An 18,486-nucleotide genomic window follows, 5' to 3' on the forward strand; every position below is an offset into this window, starting at 1 on the left:
ACAAACCTATTGAGACAGCCCTCTTGTATTACAAGCCCTCCACAAAAAGCCGGCATATTCCTTTCATGAACCGGTTTTTGTCGTACCCGAGCACATCCCGGTGATACAAATATTGGTTCGGGCTTAACGCGACCAACAGCGTGTTAATGGTTAAAGTGATATCGATTTCGCGGATTTCGCCCTGTTCCACGGCGCGGACAAGCAGCGGATGCATCAGATCGTGCAGCCTTCGGAAGATCGGCTTTTGATAAAAGGAGTGGCTTTTCTTCTCGAAGTACATCGAATGGATCGTATGCAGCAAGGACGCCTTCTGGTCGATGAAATCGACGATCCGGTTTACGATGTCGGACAACTGCCGCATCGCCGGCTTTTCCGGATCGGCACCGGCCAAGCTCTCTTCGAGCGAATCCAAAAATGTATCTACCGTCGTTTGCATGAGGTCGCTGCAAACCTCTCCCAAATGCGCGTAGCGCCTATATAGAGTACCTTGGCCGACACCGGCCTCCTGGGCGATTTGGTACATCGTGACGCAATCCACGCCTCGGCTCTCGAACAGCTCATTGGCGGTAGCAAGTATACGCCGGCGATATTCCGTGTCGCGCTCCTCGCGGCGGCTTCCGGGCGATGCGGATTCTTTGGAGTCGGGCTGCAAGTCTTGCTCGTCATTGTGTCGTTTCACGGCGAAACCTCCTTACGAAAAGCTTTACGAAAGAAATAATTGACATTGCGGACAATTGTCCGTAATATGTTGTTTGCGGACAATTGTCCGTTGTCATTATACCATATACGAACGGATCGGGTAAGGAGGAGCATGCAATGAGTCAATCGTCAACAGCCGGAGGTTCAGACCCGGATTTTAAGGTATCCAGTATTATAGTGCCCCTGATTGCCATTATATTTGGGATATTCATGGTCATTCTCGACTCGACGGCGATGAATGTCGCGCTGTCCAAGCTCGTAATCGACTTTCAGACCGATCTGCCTACGATCCAGTGGACGGTTACCGGCTATATGCTGGCGACGGCTGCCGTAATTCCGCTCGCCGGATGGCTATCGGACCGCTTCGGAGCCAAGCAAGTGTTTTTATCCTCCGTCGTTTTGTTTACGATCGCTTCGCTGCTGTGCGCTACGCCGAACAGCGCGGGGATGCTGATCGCGTTCCGGATTCTGCAAGGGTTGGGCGGCGGGTTCGTCATGCCGGTCGCTATGGCTTACGTGTATCGGCTTAGTCCTCCGAATAAGATCGGTCAAGTGATGGGGATGCTCGGCGTTCCGATTTTGCTCGCTCCGGCGATCGGACCGATTTTGTCCGGCTGGCTAGTAGAATATCACTCGTGGCACTGGATCTTTCTGATCAACCTGCCCGTAGGCATCTTCGCCTTCCTATTCGGCTTGTGGAAGCTGCCGACTGTAGCTCGCAAAAAAGTGGCCGGATTCGATCTGCCCGGCATGATTTTGGGACCGATCGCCTTCGCGGCTCTTTCATATGGCGTCACGCAAGGAGCGGAAGGGTGGACGTCAAGCAAGACGCTCGCCGGGCTGATTATCGGTGGGGTGGCGCTGATCGGCTTCATCATCGTCGAGTTTCGGGCGAAAATCCCGCTGCTGGAGCTGCGCGTCTTCCGCTCCGTAGACTTTTCTTTCGGGATTTTCGTACAGTGGGTGCTGCAATTTTCGCTGTTCGGCGCTATTTTCCTGCTCCCGCAGTTTTTGCAGCAAGCTAGAGGGTATGGGGCATTCGATACCGGTCTGACGCTGTTCCCGCAAGCGCTGGCTTCTGCGGCGATGATGCCGCTGGGCGGGTATTTATTCGATAAAATCGGCGTCCGTTGGCTCGTCGTAGCCGGTCTTAGTCTCGTCTCGGGGGCGATCTACCAATATTCGCATGTGGACCTGACCACCGAAGGACGCGATCTGCTCATACCGCTTCTTATGGCCGGCGGGGGCATGGGCTTGATGATGATGCCGCTGAATTCGCATCTGATCAGCAAGGCGCCGCGCGATCTGGTGAGCCGGGTCACGTCTTTGACGAGCGCTATGCAGCAGGTCGTCAACTCTTTTGCAGTCGCGACCTTGGTCACGATTCTCTCCTCGCGCATGGCGACGCTGATCGCCGACAATCATGTGCAGGCGGCTACTCCCGCCGATATGCAGAAGGCGATGCTGGCTCTCGCTCCCGATGCATTCGGTTACACATTCGGCATCATGCTGGTCATTGCCATCATCGGCATTTTCTTGGGACTGTTCCTGCGCCGTGGCAGTGTGCAAACCCAATCCGTCGGCGGCAAGGAAGTCGGGCTCGAAGGAATTCACTGATTGCTAAGCGAACAGAAGGTGAGGCTGTACCTCAAGGTCATTGTAGACCTCGTAGGACAGCCTTTTTTTTATCATACGCATACCGCCGAGGCAGACAATGCTCCATATTTCCCTACGATAATCGGGATGTAACAGTCAGTTATCATTGGCCTATCAGTGTTGTGGGATTATATAACATTAAGCATAAATCATATAATGATTTTGAGTGGAATATACAAAATAATACTGGAGGCAGCGCACATGGTAATGCCGACTCATATTGTAGCGGTAAGCGGTATAGTAGAAAATGAACAAGGACATATCCTTATGGTGAAGACGCAGCATGAGGCATGGGTTTTTCCCGGAGGGCAAGTCGAAGTAGGGGAAAATCTAATGGACGCTTTAATTCGAGAAGTAAAAGAGGAAAGCGGGATTGACGTTGTCGTTTCTACCTTGTTTGCAGTGGTCTCCAACACATGCAGCTATAAATGGCATGACGGCGTTACGGATGTGCCTACCAAGGTGATGTTGGATTTCAAGTGTCATCCCGTGGGGGGACAATTGAGTACGTCTGAGGAAACTTCGGAAAGCGGTTGGATCGAGAAGGAGAAAGTGCTCGAAATGATTTCGGAACCGGCGATCCGTACGAGATATCAAGCGTATTTGGATTTCACCGGACAACCGCTTTACATAGAATATGTAACGAAACCTGATTTTGAACTCAAACTAAAACGGACTGTTTAATGTAGGAGTCAAAAGCGAAAAGATTGCTCGTGCGCAGAGAAGCTGCTTCTCTGCGCTTTTTTGCACTTTCGGCATACGTTTCTGTTTTTTTGTGGAGGAAAACAGCTATCCCTAAAAGAATAATGGGATAGGCAATAAGTGAGAGAGCGGAGGCTGATTCCAAGTATGGAAAAAAGCTATCGATTCAAACAAGACGAAATTGAAAAAATATGCAGCCGTTTCGGCACAAATTTTTATGAGAAAGTTCTGAGGAATCTTGCAGTGTATGCCGAGAAGTGGACGTTAACCTCTTTTCAATTGATCCCATCCTATTCTGCAAATGTAGTGTTTACGTGTGATTCCGAATGCTTCGGCAAGGCAGTGCTTAAGATCGGGAATCCTTCCTTCGGTGCGGTCGTTACAGAATATAACACGTTGTGCCAGTATAACGGCAAACGATTTTGCAAAGCATTCGAAGCCGATCCAGAAAACGGTGTCATACTCGAAGAGTGCGTGCAGCCGGGTACTCCTTTAAGGGATGAGTGCTCTCTTGCCGATAGACTAGCCGTCTTTTGCTCGCTATATAAAGACCTACATATTGCGCCCGCAAATGCAGAAAATTATCCGACGTATACGGGGTGGGTCGGCAGGATTACGGAATATATGAGCAAACGGCAAGATTGCAAACCATTATACGGCTATATGAAAAAAGCGGAAGAAATCTGCTTATCGGTTTCTTCCTCATATCGACAAAAAATGCTGCTTCATGGCGACTTCCATCATGATAATATTTTGCTCGGCCCTCATGGGGAATATAAACTGATCGATCCTAAAGGCGTGATAGGCGATCCCGTATTCGATGTTCCGCGATTCCTATTAAATGAATTCGGGGATGAAGTGACTCCCGACTTGTATAAGAAAATAACCGATATTATAAACATCTTACAAAGAAGCCTGAATATTCCAAGCGACATTTTAAAGCAATGCCTTTATGTGGAAACGGCAATGGGGGTATGCTGGAGCGTCGAAGGCGGTTCGACACCCGAGGAATATCCGAGTCTGATCCAAACGGTTGCGTTTGCAGAAGCGATTATGAAAGGATGATGACTTGGAGCGCGATGCAGTTCGATAACTGCCGGGCTATTTTCGATAAATGTAAGCGTTTCAAAAAGTGCAAAACAACGGACCAAAATGGCAAAGCATATGGCAACAAGTTTGATTATGATGAATTTGATATCAAAAAAAGCGCGAAGAAAGGGGGCGGGAGAGGGTGCAGCGGAAACTGTACCGGTATCGCGCTTTTTACTGAACAGATTTTCTTTCAAACGGAAACAGCACCGTTTTAAGCTCACGAATTGGAAATGAAAAGGGAGTGGCTTGAGTGAAAGGGAATCGAACGTTTGCATGTGCGGCTTTGGCGGTGCTGACGGCAATCGCGGCCGGCTGCTCCGGGGGACAATCGGCGGGGACGAACGAGAAGTCGGACAAAACGAACGAGCCCGCGTCCAAGGCGAGTTCTCCGGAACCGGTCAAGCTGAAGCTTCAGCCGGTCGGGGCCGGTTATTTGTACGAAGAAGATTTTCAAATGATGATCGCCGAGCCGTTGAAGAAAAAGTATCCGCACATAACGGTCGAATACGTCCTTCCAGCCAAGGGGACGATGATCGATGATTTGGTTGCGGCGAAGACGGTTCCGGACTTGCTTCTATACGGAATCGGCAACTATACGCAATATCGCGATTTGGGCATATTAACCGACATCACGCCGTATCTGACGAAGCAGAAAATAGACTTAAGCCGGTTTAAGCCGTGGACAATCGATAACATTAAAGATAACGGTAAGTTATATAGTTTGCCTTATGCGACGAATACGAACGCGATTTATTACAATCTCGACCTGTTCGATAAGTTCGGTGTCCCGTATCCGAAAACCGGCATGACTTGGGACGATATTATTGAAGTTTCGAAACGGTTAAGCCGAGTCGATAACGGCGTCCAGTATAAAGGATTTATGTATTTGAATAGTTATTGGCTCGGCTATCAGATGTCGCTGCCGTTTACAGATGCGACGAAAAAGAAGGCCGCGATCAATTCGGACGGGTGGAGCCGTGCCTTCCAAATGATGAAAGCGATCGACACCATTCCCGGCAACGAACGCGGCAGTCCGGTCGCCGACTTTTACGACAAGCGCATCTTGGCAATGGTAGGCGCTTACAACCTGGTGCCGACGCTCAAGCAAGAGAAGTACCAGACGCTGCGCTGGGACGTCGCCGGCTATCCGAGCTTTAAGGAAAAGCCGAACATCGCCCCGCCTGTTGACATACACCAGATCACGATATCAAACAGTACGAAGCATCCGAATGAAGCGATGCAAGTCATCGATATGTTGACGTCCGAAGAAGTGCAGCTGATCAGCGCTCGCCGCACCGGACGCGCATCGCCGCTGCTCAGCAAGCGGGTCGAGCAGGAGCTTGGCGCCGAAATGGAACAGATCAAAGGGAAAAACGTTAAAGCATTTTTCGAAACGCAGCCGGCGCCGAACGTCATGTTTGCGAACGAAGACATTGCGGTTCAGAGAAGCATCGACAAGTTCTACAAAGATTACAGCAGCGGCTCGATCGACGTCAATGTGCTTCAGCAAAAAATCGTAGAAGACGCTAACCAGGCTATCAGCGGTATGCAAAACAAATAACTAGGTATCGATGGCATGGAAACTAATAAGAAGCCGCTGCTCCTGTCGGGGTGGCGGCTTGATTGTATTGGCGATTTTATTTTTTATCATGTCAGTTTCCGAAAGGGCGGCGGCATCATACTCATTAGAACATCACTGAGCACTTGGGCAGGTCTATCTAAAAAGATGTTCTTAATCCGGATCGGAGGAATGAGTATGAATCAGGTAAGACTGGTTGCGGATTTGGCCAAGTCGAAGGAGTATTATAAGCATGCGCTCGGCTGCAAGGTGGACGGTTGGGGTCATGCGGAGCGGAAAGATCCGGATATGGGCTTCATTCTTCAGCAGGCCGAGCATCCGGAAGACGTGCGGCCAAATAACAAAGCGAAGCAAATCGTTTATCCTAATAACTGGGAGGGTCCGCCAACAGGATGGGATTCTTATGCTTATGCGAAATGGGAAACGATTGATGCACATATCGTGCAGTTTCGAGAAGCAGGCGCGATCATCCACTATGAAATAAAACATGAAGACCAGGGAGATATGGTATGGAAGGAATTCGCGATTCGTGATCCCGACGGCTACGTCATCGTCATCGGTGCAGGCAAGATGAAATAACGATAATATGGTTTATCGAAAAAATCGCGCTAACTCGTCTCCCCTCTGTTATAATGGCAAAGTAGAAAAGAACGGATACAAAATCGGGGTGCGAGAATGGGGTACGTGTTTTTGCTGCTGGCTACGCTGTCATGGAGCTTTGTCGGCGTACTGGTCAAAATCGCTTCGTCGATGGTGGACAGCTCCACCATTACCTTTTTGCGGTTTGCTCTAGGAGTCGTATTTCTGGGTATATTTCTGCTCATTCGGAGCGGGAAGCTGCCGGTACGATTCGACTTGAAATGGATATGGATCGGGGCGGCCGGCAAAGGCTGCAACTATTTTTTTGAGAACCTGGGGCTCTCGATCGGTTATTCTTACGGCAATATTCTGGTCGTTCCGATTCAGACGATCGTGCTGCTGCTCATCTCCATACTCTGGTTTAAGGAAAGACTGACTCCGCGCGGTTGGACGGCCGCCGCTTTGTGTATCGCCGGGGTTTTGTGCATCAGTTGGAACGGCAGGCCGCTTTCCGGGCTGTTTGGCGACAGCGCATCGTTCATTACTCTGCTGTTTATCATCTCGGCCGTAGGCTCGGCTTTTCACGTATTGGGACAAAAAATGCTCACCTCGCGTATGGATTCCGGCGAGATGAATTTATCGATGTTCGTGCTTAGCTCCGTGTTCATGGCAGCACCGTTGCCTTTTCAATTCGAAATGACGGGGGAGCCGGCAATCGGTCCGATAGCCGCTTTGCTTGCGCTAGGTCTCATCACCGGGCTCAGCTTCTATTGGTTCTCGCAAGCTTTACGCCTCGTTTCGTTCCCGATCGCCATTATCGTAAGCAACACGTCCGTACTATTCGGAATACTATGGTCGTGGGTTATCCGGCACGATCCGATTACCGTATATTTGATCGCGGGAGCGCTCGTATTCGCTATTGGCATGGTGATCTTGAACTGGCCCGCAAGGCAGCCGGCGGTCCGAAGCTCCGCCAAAGGAGTAGCGCCGACCGGCACGTAAACGTGGTATTATAAAGTAAACTTGTGTGGATGAATGGGAGAAGCGGCTCTCTATGTTCGAGAAAATAAAGAAGTGGGCTAAACAACTTAAAAGAAAAGTATTTGTGCTTTATTTTGCGTATAAGGACACTCGTACTCCTTGGTATGCAAAGATTTTTGCATTATGTGTCGTCGCCTATGCGTTCAGCCCGATCGACTTGATTCCGGATTTTATTCCCGTGCTCGGTTATTTGGATGATGTCATCCTAATTCCTCTAGGCGTCGCGCTTGCGTTGAAAATGATACCCGAATCCGTGATTCGGCAGTGTACGGTGCAAGCGGAGGAACGGCAGAAGAATGGAAAGCCGAAAAACTGGCTGGTCGGAAGCCTCATTATTTTGGTGTGGGTCGCGGTGTTCCTATGGATTTCTTTAGCGGCCTATCGGTATTTTGTTTAACGGGAAACTAATGCTCGATTCAACACGGCACAATTGGATTGTTTTCTCGTCCAACGACTGCCGTGTTTATTTGTGCTCTACCGGAAAATATTCTAGTCAACTGTCAAAAAAAGGCGTACAATGTTCATTGTTTGAATGGAATAGTTGGAAACGAATTCATCAGGAGGGATGGGGATTGAAGCCTCTGCTATGGATAGACGCCGTGGAAAAACAGTTCGCGGGGCAAACGGTCATTTACCCGGAACTTTCCTTGCAAATCGTACCCGGCGAGTTTATGACTCTCCTAGGTCCAAGCGGCTGCGGCAAAACGACTCTGCTGCGCATGATAGCGGGACTTGAACAACCATCCGCAGGCAGTATTTATTTGGACGGCGTCAATATGACGGAGCTTCCGCCGTACCGCCGCGACGTAAACCTTGTTTTTCAAAACTATGCCTTGTTTCCTCATATGACGGTAGAGCAAAACATCGTCTTCGGCCTAAAGATGAAAAAGGTCTCGGAGCGGGAGCAAAAAAAACGGCTCGACGAGGCGTTAGAGCTGACACAGCTCGGCGAGCTGCGCAATCGATTACCGCAGCAGCTTTCCGGAGGGCAGCAGCAGCGGGTGGCGATAGCAAGAGCCATTGTGGGCAAGCCGAAGGTGCTGCTGCTTGACGAGCCGCTCGCAGCATTGGATTTGCAGCTGCGCAAAAGCCTGCAGCTGGAGCTGAAGCAGCTGCAAAGCCGACTAGGGATGACGTTCGTTTACGTTACGCACGATCAAGAGGAAGCGCTTGCAATGTCCGACCGGATCGTGGTGATGAACGAAGGGCGGATCGAGCAGATCGGCAATCCGGAGGATATTTACTATCGGCCGCAAACGAGATTTGTCGCCGGTTTTATCGGGGACAACAATATATTCGAGCTGGAGCGGCGCTCTTTCGCCGTTCGGCCGGAGAATATCAGACTGAAACGAAGCGATGAAGCGGCCGCAGGCAATGCTTCCGCCTCGCGGGGCTGGGCGGAAGCCACGGTGGAAGAGCTTATTTTTATGGGCAACGCCGTCAAAATCGTCGCCAAGCTCAGCTCGTATTCCGACAAGTCGGTCACGGCTGTGCAGTATGGTCCGCAAAAGCAAGGCTGGGTAAAAGGGGAACGAATCGCCGTTTCTTGGAACGAGGAGGACGAGGTGGTGCTGCGTCCATGAAGAACGGCAGGCTGCTTCTCGCTCCGGCTTTGCTTTGGCTTGGGGCGTTTCTCATCATTCCGCTGCTGCTTGTCGCGATAGTTTCCGTCATGCAGCGTGATTCGCTCGGAAGTATTGTGCCGGAATTTAGCGCAAGCAATTATATCCGGTTTTTTGAGCCGCTTTATTTGCGGATTTTCGCCGAATCGATCGGCTTATCCCTGTTGACGACCGTGCTTTGCCTGCTCCTTGGCTATCCTGTCGCTTACTTCATCGCCCAAGCCCCGCCATCGCGGCAAAAGCTGTATTTGCTGCTGATGATGATACCGCTTTGGATCAACTTCATGATACGGGCTTATGCGTGGATATTGCTGCTGCGGGCGCAAGGAATCGTGAATACGGTGCTGCAGGCGCTCGATCTTATCGATCAGCCGCTGAACATGCTGTATACGCCCGGTACGGTGCTGCTCGGGATGGTGTATACGCAGCTGCCGTTTATGGTGCTGCCGATCTATGTTTCGCTCGAGCAGGTTGACCGGAGACTGCTGGAGGCTGCAGCCGATCTTGGAGCGTCCCCGATGCGCACATTCCGGCATGTAACGCTGCCTTTAACTAAAGCGGGGGTAGCGGCCGGCTGCATTTTGGTGTTTGTGTTTTCAATGGGCTTGTTCATCGTGCCGGATATTCTCGGCGGATCGAAGACGGCCATGTTCAGCAATATTATCCAGAACCAATTTTTGTCGGCAAGAAATTGGCCTTTCGGAGCTGCGCTCTCGGTGCTGCTTATCGCCTTTTGCATGGTGCTCATTTCTTTATACTACCGATTGACCGGAGGCCAATCGAAAGGCGGAGGGCTGATGTAGGAATGAAACGGAATTCCGTTTCCGGATCGATTCGTCGTGGCCGCAATTTGCTGGCCTATCATACGATGGCAGTGCTCGCCTTCCTATATGTTCCGCTCGCGGTAGTAGCCGTATATTCGTTTAACGAGTCCAAAATCAATGCCGTCTGGGAAGGGGCAACCTTAAAATGGTATGTCTCGCTGCTCTCGAACGACCGCATGCTTGAAGCCCTTGCGAACAGTTTGGTCGTGGCGTTTGTTTCCACCACGCTCGCCACGGTTCTCGGAACGGCGGCCGCTCTTGCCGTGTACCGCAGCCGCGGCAGGTCGGGCGGCATCGTGCACAGCTTTATGTATGTGCCTATTCTCATACCGGATATCGTGATGGGTCTTTCCTTGCTTGTACTGTTCAGCCAGCTTCATTGGGAGCTCGGGAAGCTCACGGTTATTACGGCGCACGTTACCTTCAGCCTATCTTACGTATTTATTCTTGTATCGGCACGGTTGGAAGGGATCGCTCGGCAGTTGGAGGAAGCGGCACAGGATTTGGGGGCCAGCCCGTGGAAAACATTTCGCTGGGTGACGCTGCCGCTGATGATGCCCGGCATCGTCTCGGGAGCGCTCATTTCCTTTACGTTATCGCTCGATGACGTGCTGGTCAGCTTTTTCGTGTCGGGACCCGAATCCACCACGCTGCCTCTCTATATATATGGTCTGGTCAAACGGGGCATCTCGCCGGAGGTCAATGCGCTTTCGACGCTGATGATTGCGGCTACCGTGCTGCTTGTCCTTGCCGCCGAGCGGTTCAGAAGAAAATCCAATTCTTAAGAGTGGGAGGGGAACGAATGAAAGCGGGAAAAGGGATCAAAATGTTGTCGGTTGTGGCGCTGCTGGGTATGATGGTCGTGTTGTCGGGCTGCGGGATGTTCAAAGACAGACTGAATTTGTACAGCTGGGCGGACAACTTCGATGAGGAGGTCATCGAAGATTTTGAGAAGAAGTTTAACGTGAAGGTCAACTATGACGTCTTCTCCAACAACGAGGAGCTGCTCGCGAAAATACAGGCAGGCGGAGCCAAGTACGATGTGATCCAGCCGTCCGATTATATGGTGGCGACTATGGCGAAGCTCGGTCTGCTGGAAGAGCTGAACAAGGCGAATATTCCGAACGAAGCGAATATCGCCGACAATTTCCGCAATCCGGTGTTTGACCCGGGAAATAAGTATTCCATCATGTACACCTTGGGCGTTACGGGGATTGCCTACAACAAGAAATATGTCAAAGAAAACATCCAGAGCTGGAGCGACCTATGGAATCCGAAATATAAAGGCAAAGTCGTGCTGTTGGACGACTCCCGGGAAGTGATCGGCATGGGTCTCAAAAAGCTGAATTTCTCCAACAGCTCCAAGGACGAGAAGCAGCTCCAGCAAGCGGTTACGGAGCTGAAGGGGCTGCTGCCGAGCCTGCTCGCGTTCGATACCGACAACATCAAGCAGAAAATGATCGCCGAGGAAGCATGGATCGGAACGGTCTGGTCCGGAGATGCTTCGATCATCCAAGCCGAGAACAAAGACGTTGCGTTCGTCATTCCGAAGGAAGGCAGCACGATTTGGGCAGACAACTACGCCATTCCTAAAGGCGCGAAGCATAAAGAGCTAGCGGAGAAATTTATTAACTACATGCTGGACCCGGATGTCAGCGTCAAAAATTATGAATCGATCGGCTACAGCAACCCGAACGCAAAGGCGAAAGCGCTGCACAGCAAGGAGTACTTGGCCAACCCGATGATCAATCTGACGGAGCAGGAGCTAAAGCGGACGGAATGGCTGGTCGATGTCGGCGATACGCTGAAAAGCTACGACAAGTTCTGGACCGAGCTTAAGGCGGGGAAAAAGTAAGTCGGGCGAATAACCCTTATATGCCCGGAGCGATTATTTATTATGGCGCTCCGGGCTTTTTCGTGTCCGATAACATGGTATGATAGGAAGGAATCTACTCCAAATAACAACTACGAAGGATGAGCAAGTTCATGACCATGTCGAGATCGTTGGTGAAGGTTGCCGGTGCGGCGTTCATCCTGTTCGTGATGAACGGTTGGATCAACTATTCGCTGATGAAGCCTCTGGACGGCGCGTCGGACGCGGTCAACCGGTTCCGCTACCATTTGGACGATGCCGTATTTATCATGCTTTTTGTTTTCATTGCGATCGTCTTCTGGGCGATGTTTGCCGTTCTTCCCCGGGAGCGCGGATATCTTTATCTTGGCGTAATCTCGTTATTGACATCGCTGCAGCTGTATTGGGACTGGGACGACAAAGCCTTGTTGTTCGGACCTATCGAGAAAGCTCCATATGGGTCGTTGGTTTTCAAATGCGGCATTGTGTTCCTGCTGTTCTCCTTTATCGCTTACTTGCTCGGAACCGCAAAAAGACCGATCACCCGCGGATTGCTATGGGCGGTAGGCGTGCTTTGGGCGATGATTTTGACGGCGACACTGCTCTCGGCTGCGGATTTTTTGTTCATTGTCCTTAACCGGCTGTTTCTGGTTCTCGTCTTCTTAAACATGGCGCTATGCATCTCGCAATTTCTGGCGTTATTGCGCCGCAAGGAACATAAAGCGGAGCTTCGCTGGATAGCAAGCGGATTCGTCTTATTCGGGCTCGTTCTGCTGCCGGATCCGGTGAAAGATTCGATGGAACAAATCGAGGGACACCTTCTCGGATATCGCCATGTGTTCTGGCAGCAATGTCTGGAGGATACGTTCCCTTGGGCCTTGCTCTCCCTGTTGACGGTATTCGGCGTTGTGTTCTTCCGACGGTTCATCCAGACGCTGAATGACAATAGAGCCGTTACGGAAGAGATTCGGTCGAAAAACGAAGCCCTGCAGCAGGAAATGGATACCCGGCAGCGGTTGGATCAATTGTTGTCCGAGATGCTGCGGACTTACCGGGTCGCCGATTGGGAGAAATGCGTCATCCGTGAAGGACAACGATTTTTCCAGCCGCATGTGTTTGTATTGGTGAAGTACGATGAAGCGGATGGGTCCATCCGTTTTGAAGGGGCGGACAATGCTTCTGCTCTCGAAGAGGAGGTCGGCGAGTCGCTGCGGTCGAAGCGAAATCGGATGACCCCCGGAGAAGCGATTTCTACACCTTCGCTGGTATTAGGATCGGCGGGGGGAACGGATAAAACGAAGCTTTTTTTGGCGGTGTATTCCGCGGATGCCGGGCCGATCTTCGTCGAAGAACGTGCCAAGTTCGCCTTGCTGCTCATGTCGAAATATGTATCGATCTTTTATGAATACTTTCAATTGCTGGAGGGCCGGTTACAGGAAATGGAGCAGCGGCATGCCGGCGAGTCGCCTTGGCTGTCCAAGCTGTTCATGCAGATGGCGGAAAAGGAACGGAAGCGGCTGGCCTCCGATCTTCATGACGAGGTGCTGCAGGAATTGCTCCATATTCGCCGCTTATTGGACCGGGCGCCGACCGGTCAATGGTCGCCCGAAGACCAAGAGCATGTACGGCTCGGGTTGGATAACGCCGAGTTCATGATCCGGGAAACGAGCAGAGAGCTGATGCCGTCTTTTTTGACCGATCAAGGCGTGCTGTATGCGATTTCCAGACTGGTGGAGAAAGCCCGGCTGCGGGCCGACTTCCAGCTGGAATTTACTCCTTTGCCGCTAACCGCTCCTCTCGGCGACGAGCAAACGACAACGATCTATAGAGTCGTACAGGAGCTGATCAATAATGCGATGAAGCATTCGGAAGCAAGCCGGGTCGCATTGGAGGTCGGAGAGCGGGGAGGAGAACTGCATATCCGTTATACGGATGACGGGAAAGGGATGGAGACCGGAATCGATTTCTCTTCCACGAACCGCTTCGGATTAAGAGGGATTGCAGAGCGGATTCGTATGGTAGGAGGGGAAGTGGCGGTGAAGTCCGGGCCCGGCCAAGGGGTTGCGATCCGGTGTAAGATGCCGATTTAGGGCGTGCCTTGCCTTGCCGGTGTTGCCATCTAGTTCCCGCCGGTCCTGTCGCATCACAGCCGAAGAGAACCGTTACAAGTCCACGTTCAGCCACTTCAACTCAATCCCCTTCATAACCGCCTCCTGGCGGGAGGACACACTCAATTTCTCGAACAAATGGGAGATCACATACTCGACATTGCGCTGGCTCATGAAAAGCCGGTCCGCAATGTCTTTATTTTTATGCCCTTGCGCGATCAGCTTCAAGACGGATACTTCTTTATCCGTCAACGTCCGGTTCGCTGTGTCGGCCTTCGATCCCGGGCTGAGTGAGCGGCTATCTTTGGTTCTAAGCTGCTTGGCTAGATGAAGGGGAAGAACCGTTAATTGCTGCATGGCCAGCTGCAGACTGCCGATAAATTCCGGTTCGCCCAGCGATTTCTCGATAATGCCGGTTACGCCGATCTCGATCAGTCTGTCGTAATGCTCCGAGATGTCTTCGCCGGTCAAAATGACGATGGTCGCAGCCGGATGACGCTGCAGGGTCGCTTCCGTCAATTCGAAGCCGTTCATCCCCGGCAGCTTCAGGTCGAACACGAACAGATCGAACGAGGCCCGATCCATCTCGTTCAACGCTTCCGCTCCGCTTGGCGCGGTTGTCACATGGAAGCCGTGTTTTTCCAATATGATGGCGGTTCCGGCCAAAAATGTCCGGTGATCGTCTACCAATAAAATGCGTTTCACAACGGATTCCTCCCATAAAGCTCCTTGAGAATGATTTCAGTATACCATGACGGACGAATGGATACACCGCAACTGCAGCGAGCAAGACCGAAACAAACACCCTTCGGTTCCGAAATTCGATTTGCGCTCGCTTGCCTCATTCTTTCGGTGAGCTTCCTATGAATGCCGTGTTACCGTTGAAGTATGAATTCCGGAAGGGGATGCAAAATGGAAAAGCGGTTGGTTTATCTGGATCGGTTGAAAATATTCATGACGGTGCTGGTGGTGCTTCACCACACGGCGATCACTTACGGTGGAGCGGGGAGCTGGTTTTATTACGAGCATCCGAACAATGTTGTCGTTACCACACTGCTTACGATGTTTACGGCCGTCAATCAGTCTTTTTTTATGGGGTTGTTTTTTTTCATTTCCGGTTATGTTACGCCTGCTTCCTATGATCGTCATGGGGGAGGCAGCTTCCTGAAGATACGCCTGACCCGGTTCGGCATTCCGCTGTTGTTCTACATGCTGGCGATCGCTCCGCTTCTGCAGTATGTTGCCTCCGGATATAACGGTTCTCTGGGCGCCTACCTACAAGAAGAGATATTCGCCAATCCGCTTCAAGGTATCCTTACCTTTTCAGTGGGGCCGTTGTGGTATTTAGAGGCGCTGCTGCTGTTTTTTGCCGGGTATGCCGGATTTCGTCGGCTGGCCGCAGGTAAGTTCCGCAAACGTCTCGCCCTGTCACCGCGATTGATAGCCGGCTATGTCGGATCCGTAGCGGCAGCGAATTTTGCGGTACGTTTGGCTTTCCCCGTAGGAGAAGATGTATTGAATTTGCAGTTGGCCTACTTCCCGGCTTATATCGGCTTGTTCATGGCCGGTGTTGCGGCTTATCGCGGGCAATGGCTGCACCTACTCTCCAAACAGTCGGCGCGGAAATGGAAGCGGGCGGTCTTCGTGCTGATTCTCATGATGGCTGCGGGAATGGCGCTCGGAGGAGCGATGGATGGAGATATCTCCGCGTTTATGGGAGGCATGAGCTGGCAATCGGCTTTCTATTCCATCATTGATCCGCTATTGGGTCTGGGGATTTCCTATGTGCTGTTGGTATGGTTTCGCGATCGCTGGAACGGCTCGGCTACCAAGTCTACCGAATGGCTGTCCGCCAACGCCTTCCTTGTATATATCCTTCATGCGTTGTTCGTTACCTACGTGGCTTTTGCGCTGCGTGGGCTGGACTGGAACCCGATGTTGAAATTCGTATTGGTCGGTTGTGCCGCCGTCCTTCTTTGCTACACGGCAGCAGCTTTCATTCGCCGCATCCCCGGCGTCAAGAAGGTGGTATGAATCGAGAAGAACCGACGGATTCTCGTTCTCGCGGCTCATGCCGATCACTTGTGTGATATGGTAATTTAAGGATAATGGCAGGTCCATTCAAGGAATAGGGAGGGGGCGAGCGATGGGTAAGGAAAAAGCTGTCGAAAGAGTCGCAGCTACCGGGATAGGCGAACATGAGCGACAGTCGCGTTCTCCGGAACGGAACGGCGGGCAGAAGGGAAATCATCTGAAGTACCCTTCCGCTTACGCGTACGGGACGGGAGCCTATCCGCATTTATCCGGCCTCGGCATCCTGCAGTTGCAGCGAACGGTCGGAAACCGCGCTGTCGGCATGATGCTGCAGCGTGGACGGAGCGCGAGACCGGAGAAACCGGCGCCGCGCGGGAATCGATCATTCATCCAGCGAATGATCGACTCGGACGTCCCGGCTACGACGGATTGGGGAGCGTTGGAGAAGTACGTGTTCCGGACGCTGATCAACCCGCGCAAGCAAACGTTCGAACAGTCGGTCGTCGAACATATCGAGACGAGAGCAGCCGGATACGCCGAAATATCATCGGCGTGGGAGCAGGTCAAGACGGGCTTGAAGAGCAAGACTGATATCGGGGAGGTGGCCTCCAAGCTGACGGATATCCGGACGCGCATAAACGACGTCAAGTCGTTGGTGCCGGACCACCCGAACAAACGCGGCATCGACGCGTCCCAGGAATTGTACGAGACGATTCCGCAGAGCGAGAACAGCAAGACGGTTGCGGCGACAATCCGCCAGGCGCTGCTGAACGATTTTACAGCCAATGTGCAGTATAAAATCATCCGGCCTAAGTCCGGTCCTGCCAAAGTGGTGCCCGATCGATACGGCGGCGCCCCGATCGTCGGCAAATGGAGCGAGTCGTTCATGTTAGGCGTTCTCGTCTTGCCGAATGGAGATATCCATGTAAGCCACAGCGGTTTCATGGGTCCGACACAAAATCAGGCGTTCGTGCAAATCGTCCAAACGAACCACGGTACTCCGGTGACGCACGATACGTCGACGGATCACGACGATTTGACCCGGACGTTTACTGCCATTCTACAGCGCGAAATACCTAAGCACGCCCACCACAAAACCGTAAAGGACAAAGGCCGGGACAAGGTGCAGCACGATCATCCGACCTCCCGGGCAAAGCTGGAATCGGGCAATCCAGTCGGTACATGCGCTGCTCCTCAAGCCCTTCACGACTTTAACGATCCGAACTTGTCCGATTTTCCGGCCGAGCTGACCGGGAATTCGGTTATGGGCATGACCGAGGTGTTAGTACGTTACGAGACGAAAATCAATGTCAGGATGACAAAAGGACCGGACAAAAAATATTGGGGCAACGTAAACCCGGTTCAAGTACTCGATGCAAACGACGCTCCCCAGTCGTACAGCGGCAGCCAAGACGTCGTCTCGTGCCTGACTTGCCAGTTCCAGCTGCGCGAGACGCTGAAGCGGATCGTCGATCGGAGACGCAACGTATTGAACAAGGAAACGATCGAGAAGCTCGAGAAGGCGTCCGGACGGTACGGCTTGCTGGAAACGGCCGAGCAGCTGATCGAGGATTTGGCGAACGGAGGCAAGCGGGACACCTTTGTGAACACGTTCGGGCCCGGAGTCGGCAAGGACGACTCGGAAGATACCGGCTCGGAGACGGCGGAGCTGCGCGGCGCAGCCGATGCATACAAGAAGGCGATCGAGGGGTTGGCCAAGCAGCAGACGATGCAGCCGGAGCATATCGAGTGGGATCGAGGGAGCGAGCCGAACCGGGCGGCGACCGATTTCAAAGATTTAACAGGCAAGGAGAAAAGCGTCCGCCGGGAGCAAGCCAAGCTCGCACTCGGGAGACGGAAGTTGGTCGGCAAGCAATTGGACGGCGACAAGTACGCGGATGCCATGGAGTCGAGGCGTAAGGAACTTGAGGAAGCGTCGGACAAAATCCGCGAGAAGAAGAACGCGCCTCCCGAGCTGATGGATACCATAACCGAAGCGGAACGGGCGGAGCAGGCGTTGGCGGAGCTTCGCGTGCAGCGCATCCTCGGAATCGGGAATACGGACGTTCTGGCCGGACAAATCCAGGAATGTCTCGACCAATTCTCCAATGCGGCGAAGAAGCTGATTAAATTGTCCCGCGAGGAGGCGGGTGAGGCTGAGCGATTGAACGCGGAGCTGGCCGGGATTGCAAAGAAGCTGCGGCTGCTCGTGCAGAAAGTGCCGGACCGGCGCGAGGTGTACGCTCCAATCAAAGAAGAGCGAGCGCGGAAGGCGGAGGACGAAGCGATAAAAGCGAGCGGTGCGCGAGACGCGAAAAGCGACTCGAGCGCCTTGGAAGCGGAACGGCAGGAGTTTAATCTGCGCAAAGGGGCCGAGGACAATGCCGGCCAAGCCAGGGAGAAGCGGGAGAAAAAGGCTCTTGAGGAAGCGAAACGATTGGAGTCGCTCGCAGGCGATATTGCCCGGATGTATGACATGTCGCTTGGAGCCGCGATCGTCTATCTGGCTTCGCGGATGCAGGCGGTGCCCGACGATAGCCCCAATCCGATGGAGCACGCATATTCGTAGGGCTGGTCACTGCCAGTCCTGTCGGTCGATGCGGTGGTCCAGAGCCGTTGTTGAATTGTAGGATGAGAAGAATAGGGTCCCATTTATCGCCGCGTATATCGCGGCTTTTTTGCATTCCAATGTATGGAC

The 18,486-nt window shown here is 52.4% G+C and carries 17 protein-coding genes; 15 read left to right on the forward strand and 2 right to left on the reverse strand.

The window, feature by feature from the left end; all coding sequences use genetic code 11:
• Positions 1-28: 28 nt before the first annotated feature.
• Positions 29-679, reverse strand: coding sequence for a TetR/AcrR family transcriptional regulator (locus FE783_RS26690; RefSeq protein ID WP_138882425.1), 651 nt, complete (start codon positions 677-679; stop codon positions 29-31).
• Between the two features lie 137 nt (positions 680-816).
• Between FE783_RS26690 and FE783_RS26695 the strand changes: the two genes are divergently transcribed.
• The 13 genes from FE783_RS26695 to FE783_RS26755 all read left to right on the forward strand — a co-directional run bounded on the left by FE783_RS26695 (position 817) and on the right by FE783_RS26755 (position 13,736).
• Positions 817-2,316 carry an MDR family MFS transporter gene (locus tag FE783_RS26695; protein ID WP_138882426.1) on the forward strand — a complete coding sequence of 500 codons (1,500 nt, stop codon included), beginning with the start codon at positions 817-819 and terminating at the stop codon, positions 2,314-2,316.
• 240 nt (positions 2,317-2,556) lie between these two features.
• On the forward strand, positions 2,557-3,039 hold the full coding sequence (locus tag FE783_RS26700) for an NUDIX hydrolase (RefSeq protein WP_138882427.1): 483 nt from the start codon (positions 2,557-2,559) through the stop codon (positions 3,037-3,039).
• Positions 3,040-3,204: 165 nt separating this feature from the next.
• On the forward strand, positions 3,205-4,122 hold the full coding sequence (locus tag FE783_RS26705) for an aminoglycoside phosphotransferase family protein (RefSeq protein ID WP_138882428.1): 918 nt from the start codon (positions 3,205-3,207) through the stop codon (positions 4,120-4,122).
• On the forward strand, positions 4,119-4,364 hold the full coding sequence (locus FE783_RS26710; RefSeq protein ID WP_138882429.1) for a hypothetical protein: 246 nt from the start codon (positions 4,119-4,121) through the stop codon (positions 4,362-4,364). Before FE783_RS26705 ends, FE783_RS26710 begins: the two co-directional genes overlap by 4 nt.
• Before the next feature lie 35 nt (positions 4,365-4,399).
• Positions 4,400-5,710 carry an ABC transporter substrate-binding protein gene (locus FE783_RS26715; RefSeq protein ID WP_138882430.1) on the forward strand — a complete coding sequence of 437 codons (1,311 nt, stop codon included), beginning with the start codon at positions 4,400-4,402 and terminating at the stop codon, positions 5,708-5,710.
• Between the two features lie 195 nt (positions 5,711-5,905).
• On the forward strand, positions 5,906-6,307 hold the full coding sequence (locus FE783_RS26720) for a VOC family protein (RefSeq protein WP_138882431.1): 402 nt from the start codon (positions 5,906-5,908) through the stop codon (positions 6,305-6,307).
• Positions 6,308-6,403: 96 nt separating this feature from the next.
• Entirely contained in the window at positions 6,404-7,309 is a 906-nt protein-coding gene (locus FE783_RS26725; RefSeq protein ID WP_138882432.1) for a DMT family transporter, read from the forward strand.
• Positions 7,310-7,361: 52 nt separating this feature from the next.
• Positions 7,362-7,745 (forward strand): YkvA family protein, encoded by a 384-nt coding sequence (locus tag FE783_RS26730; RefSeq protein ID WP_138882433.1) that lies wholly within the window; start codon positions 7,362-7,364, stop codon positions 7,743-7,745.
• Between the two features lie 175 nt (positions 7,746-7,920).
• A complete protein-coding gene (locus FE783_RS26735) occupies positions 7,921-8,931 on the forward strand; it encodes an ABC transporter ATP-binding protein (protein ID WP_202916262.1) in 1,011 nt (336 codons plus the stop codon).
• Complete coding sequence (locus FE783_RS26740) at positions 8,928-9,773, forward strand: ABC transporter permease (RefSeq protein ID WP_138882434.1); 846 nt, start codon at positions 8,928-8,930, stop codon at positions 9,771-9,773. Before FE783_RS26735 ends, FE783_RS26740 begins: the two co-directional genes overlap by 4 nt.
• Before the next feature lie 2 nt (positions 9,774-9,775).
• Positions 9,776-10,579, forward strand: coding sequence for an ABC transporter permease (locus FE783_RS26745; protein WP_138882435.1), 804 nt, complete (start codon positions 9,776-9,778; stop codon positions 10,577-10,579).
• A gap of 41 nt (positions 10,580-10,620) precedes the next feature.
• Complete coding sequence (locus FE783_RS26750) at positions 10,621-11,649, forward strand: polyamine ABC transporter substrate-binding protein (protein WP_238403272.1); 1,029 nt, start codon at positions 10,621-10,623, stop codon at positions 11,647-11,649.
• Positions 11,650-11,780: 131 nt separating this feature from the next.
• Complete coding sequence (locus FE783_RS26755) at positions 11,781-13,736, forward strand: ATP-binding protein (protein ID WP_158302042.1); 1,956 nt, start codon at positions 11,781-11,783, stop codon at positions 13,734-13,736.
• 72 nt (positions 13,737-13,808) lie between these two features.
• Here FE783_RS26755 and FE783_RS26760 read toward each other — a convergent pair whose 3' ends face one another.
• A complete protein-coding gene (locus tag FE783_RS26760) occupies positions 13,809-14,459 on the reverse strand; it encodes a response regulator transcription factor (protein WP_138882438.1) in 651 nt (216 codons plus the stop codon).
• 207 nt (positions 14,460-14,666) lie between these two features.
• Between FE783_RS26760 and FE783_RS26765 the strand changes: the two genes are divergently transcribed.
• A complete protein-coding gene (locus FE783_RS26765) occupies positions 14,667-15,788 on the forward strand; it encodes an acyltransferase family protein (protein WP_158302043.1) in 1,122 nt (373 codons plus the stop codon).
• A 112-nt stretch (positions 15,789-15,900) separates the two neighbouring features.
• Positions 15,901-18,357, forward strand: coding sequence for a hypothetical protein (locus tag FE783_RS26770; RefSeq protein WP_138882440.1), 2,457 nt, complete (start codon positions 15,901-15,903; stop codon positions 18,355-18,357).
• The last annotated feature ends 129 nt before the right edge of the window (positions 18,358-18,486 follow it).

It is taken from the genome of Paenibacillus mesophilus, from assembly GCF_005938385.1.
Classification (GTDB): Bacteria; Bacillota; Bacilli; order Paenibacillales; family NBRC-103111; genus Paenibacillus_AB; species Paenibacillus_AB mesophilus.

Coding starts and splice junctions, on each gene's coding strand:
- FE783_RS26745 (WP_138882435.1), top strand. CDS start 9,776: ATGAAACGGAATTCCGTTTCCGGATCGATTCGTCGTGGCCGCAATTTG.
- FE783_RS26720 (WP_138882431.1), top strand. CDS start 5,906: ATGAATCAGGTAAGACTGGTTGCGGATTTGGCCAAGTCGAAGGAGTAT.
- FE783_RS26740 (WP_138882434.1), top strand. CDS start 8,928: ATGAAGAACGGCAGGCTGCTTCTCGCTCCGGCTTTGCTTTGGCTTGGG.
- FE783_RS26755 (WP_158302042.1), top strand. CDS start 11,781: ATGACCATGTCGAGATCGTTGGTGAAGGTTGCCGGTGCGGCGTTCATC.
- FE783_RS26725 (WP_138882432.1), top strand. CDS start 6,404: ATGGGGTACGTGTTTTTGCTGCTGGCTACGCTGTCATGGAGCTTTGTC.
- FE783_RS26705 (WP_138882428.1), top strand. CDS start 3,205: ATGGAAAAAAGCTATCGATTCAAACAAGACGAAATTGAAAAAATATGC.
- FE783_RS26750 (WP_238403272.1), top strand. CDS start 10,621: ATGTTGTCGGTTGTGGCGCTGCTGGGTATGATGGTCGTGTTGTCGGGC.
- FE783_RS26765 (WP_158302043.1), top strand. CDS start 14,667: ATGGAAAAGCGGTTGGTTTATCTGGATCGGTTGAAAATATTCATGACG.
- FE783_RS26770 (WP_138882440.1), top strand. CDS start 15,901: ATGGGTAAGGAAAAAGCTGTCGAAAGAGTCGCAGCTACCGGGATAGGC.
- FE783_RS26730 (WP_138882433.1), top strand. CDS start 7,362: ATGTTCGAGAAAATAAAGAAGTGGGCTAAACAACTTAAAAGAAAAGTA.
- FE783_RS26700 (WP_138882427.1), top strand. CDS start 2,557: ATGGTAATGCCGACTCATATTGTAGCGGTAAGCGGTATAGTAGAAAAT.
- FE783_RS26695 (WP_138882426.1), top strand. CDS start 817: ATGAGTCAATCGTCAACAGCCGGAGGTTCAGACCCGGATTTTAAGGTA.
- FE783_RS26710 (WP_138882429.1), top strand. CDS start 4,119: ATGATGACTTGGAGCGCGATGCAGTTCGATAACTGCCGGGCTATTTTC.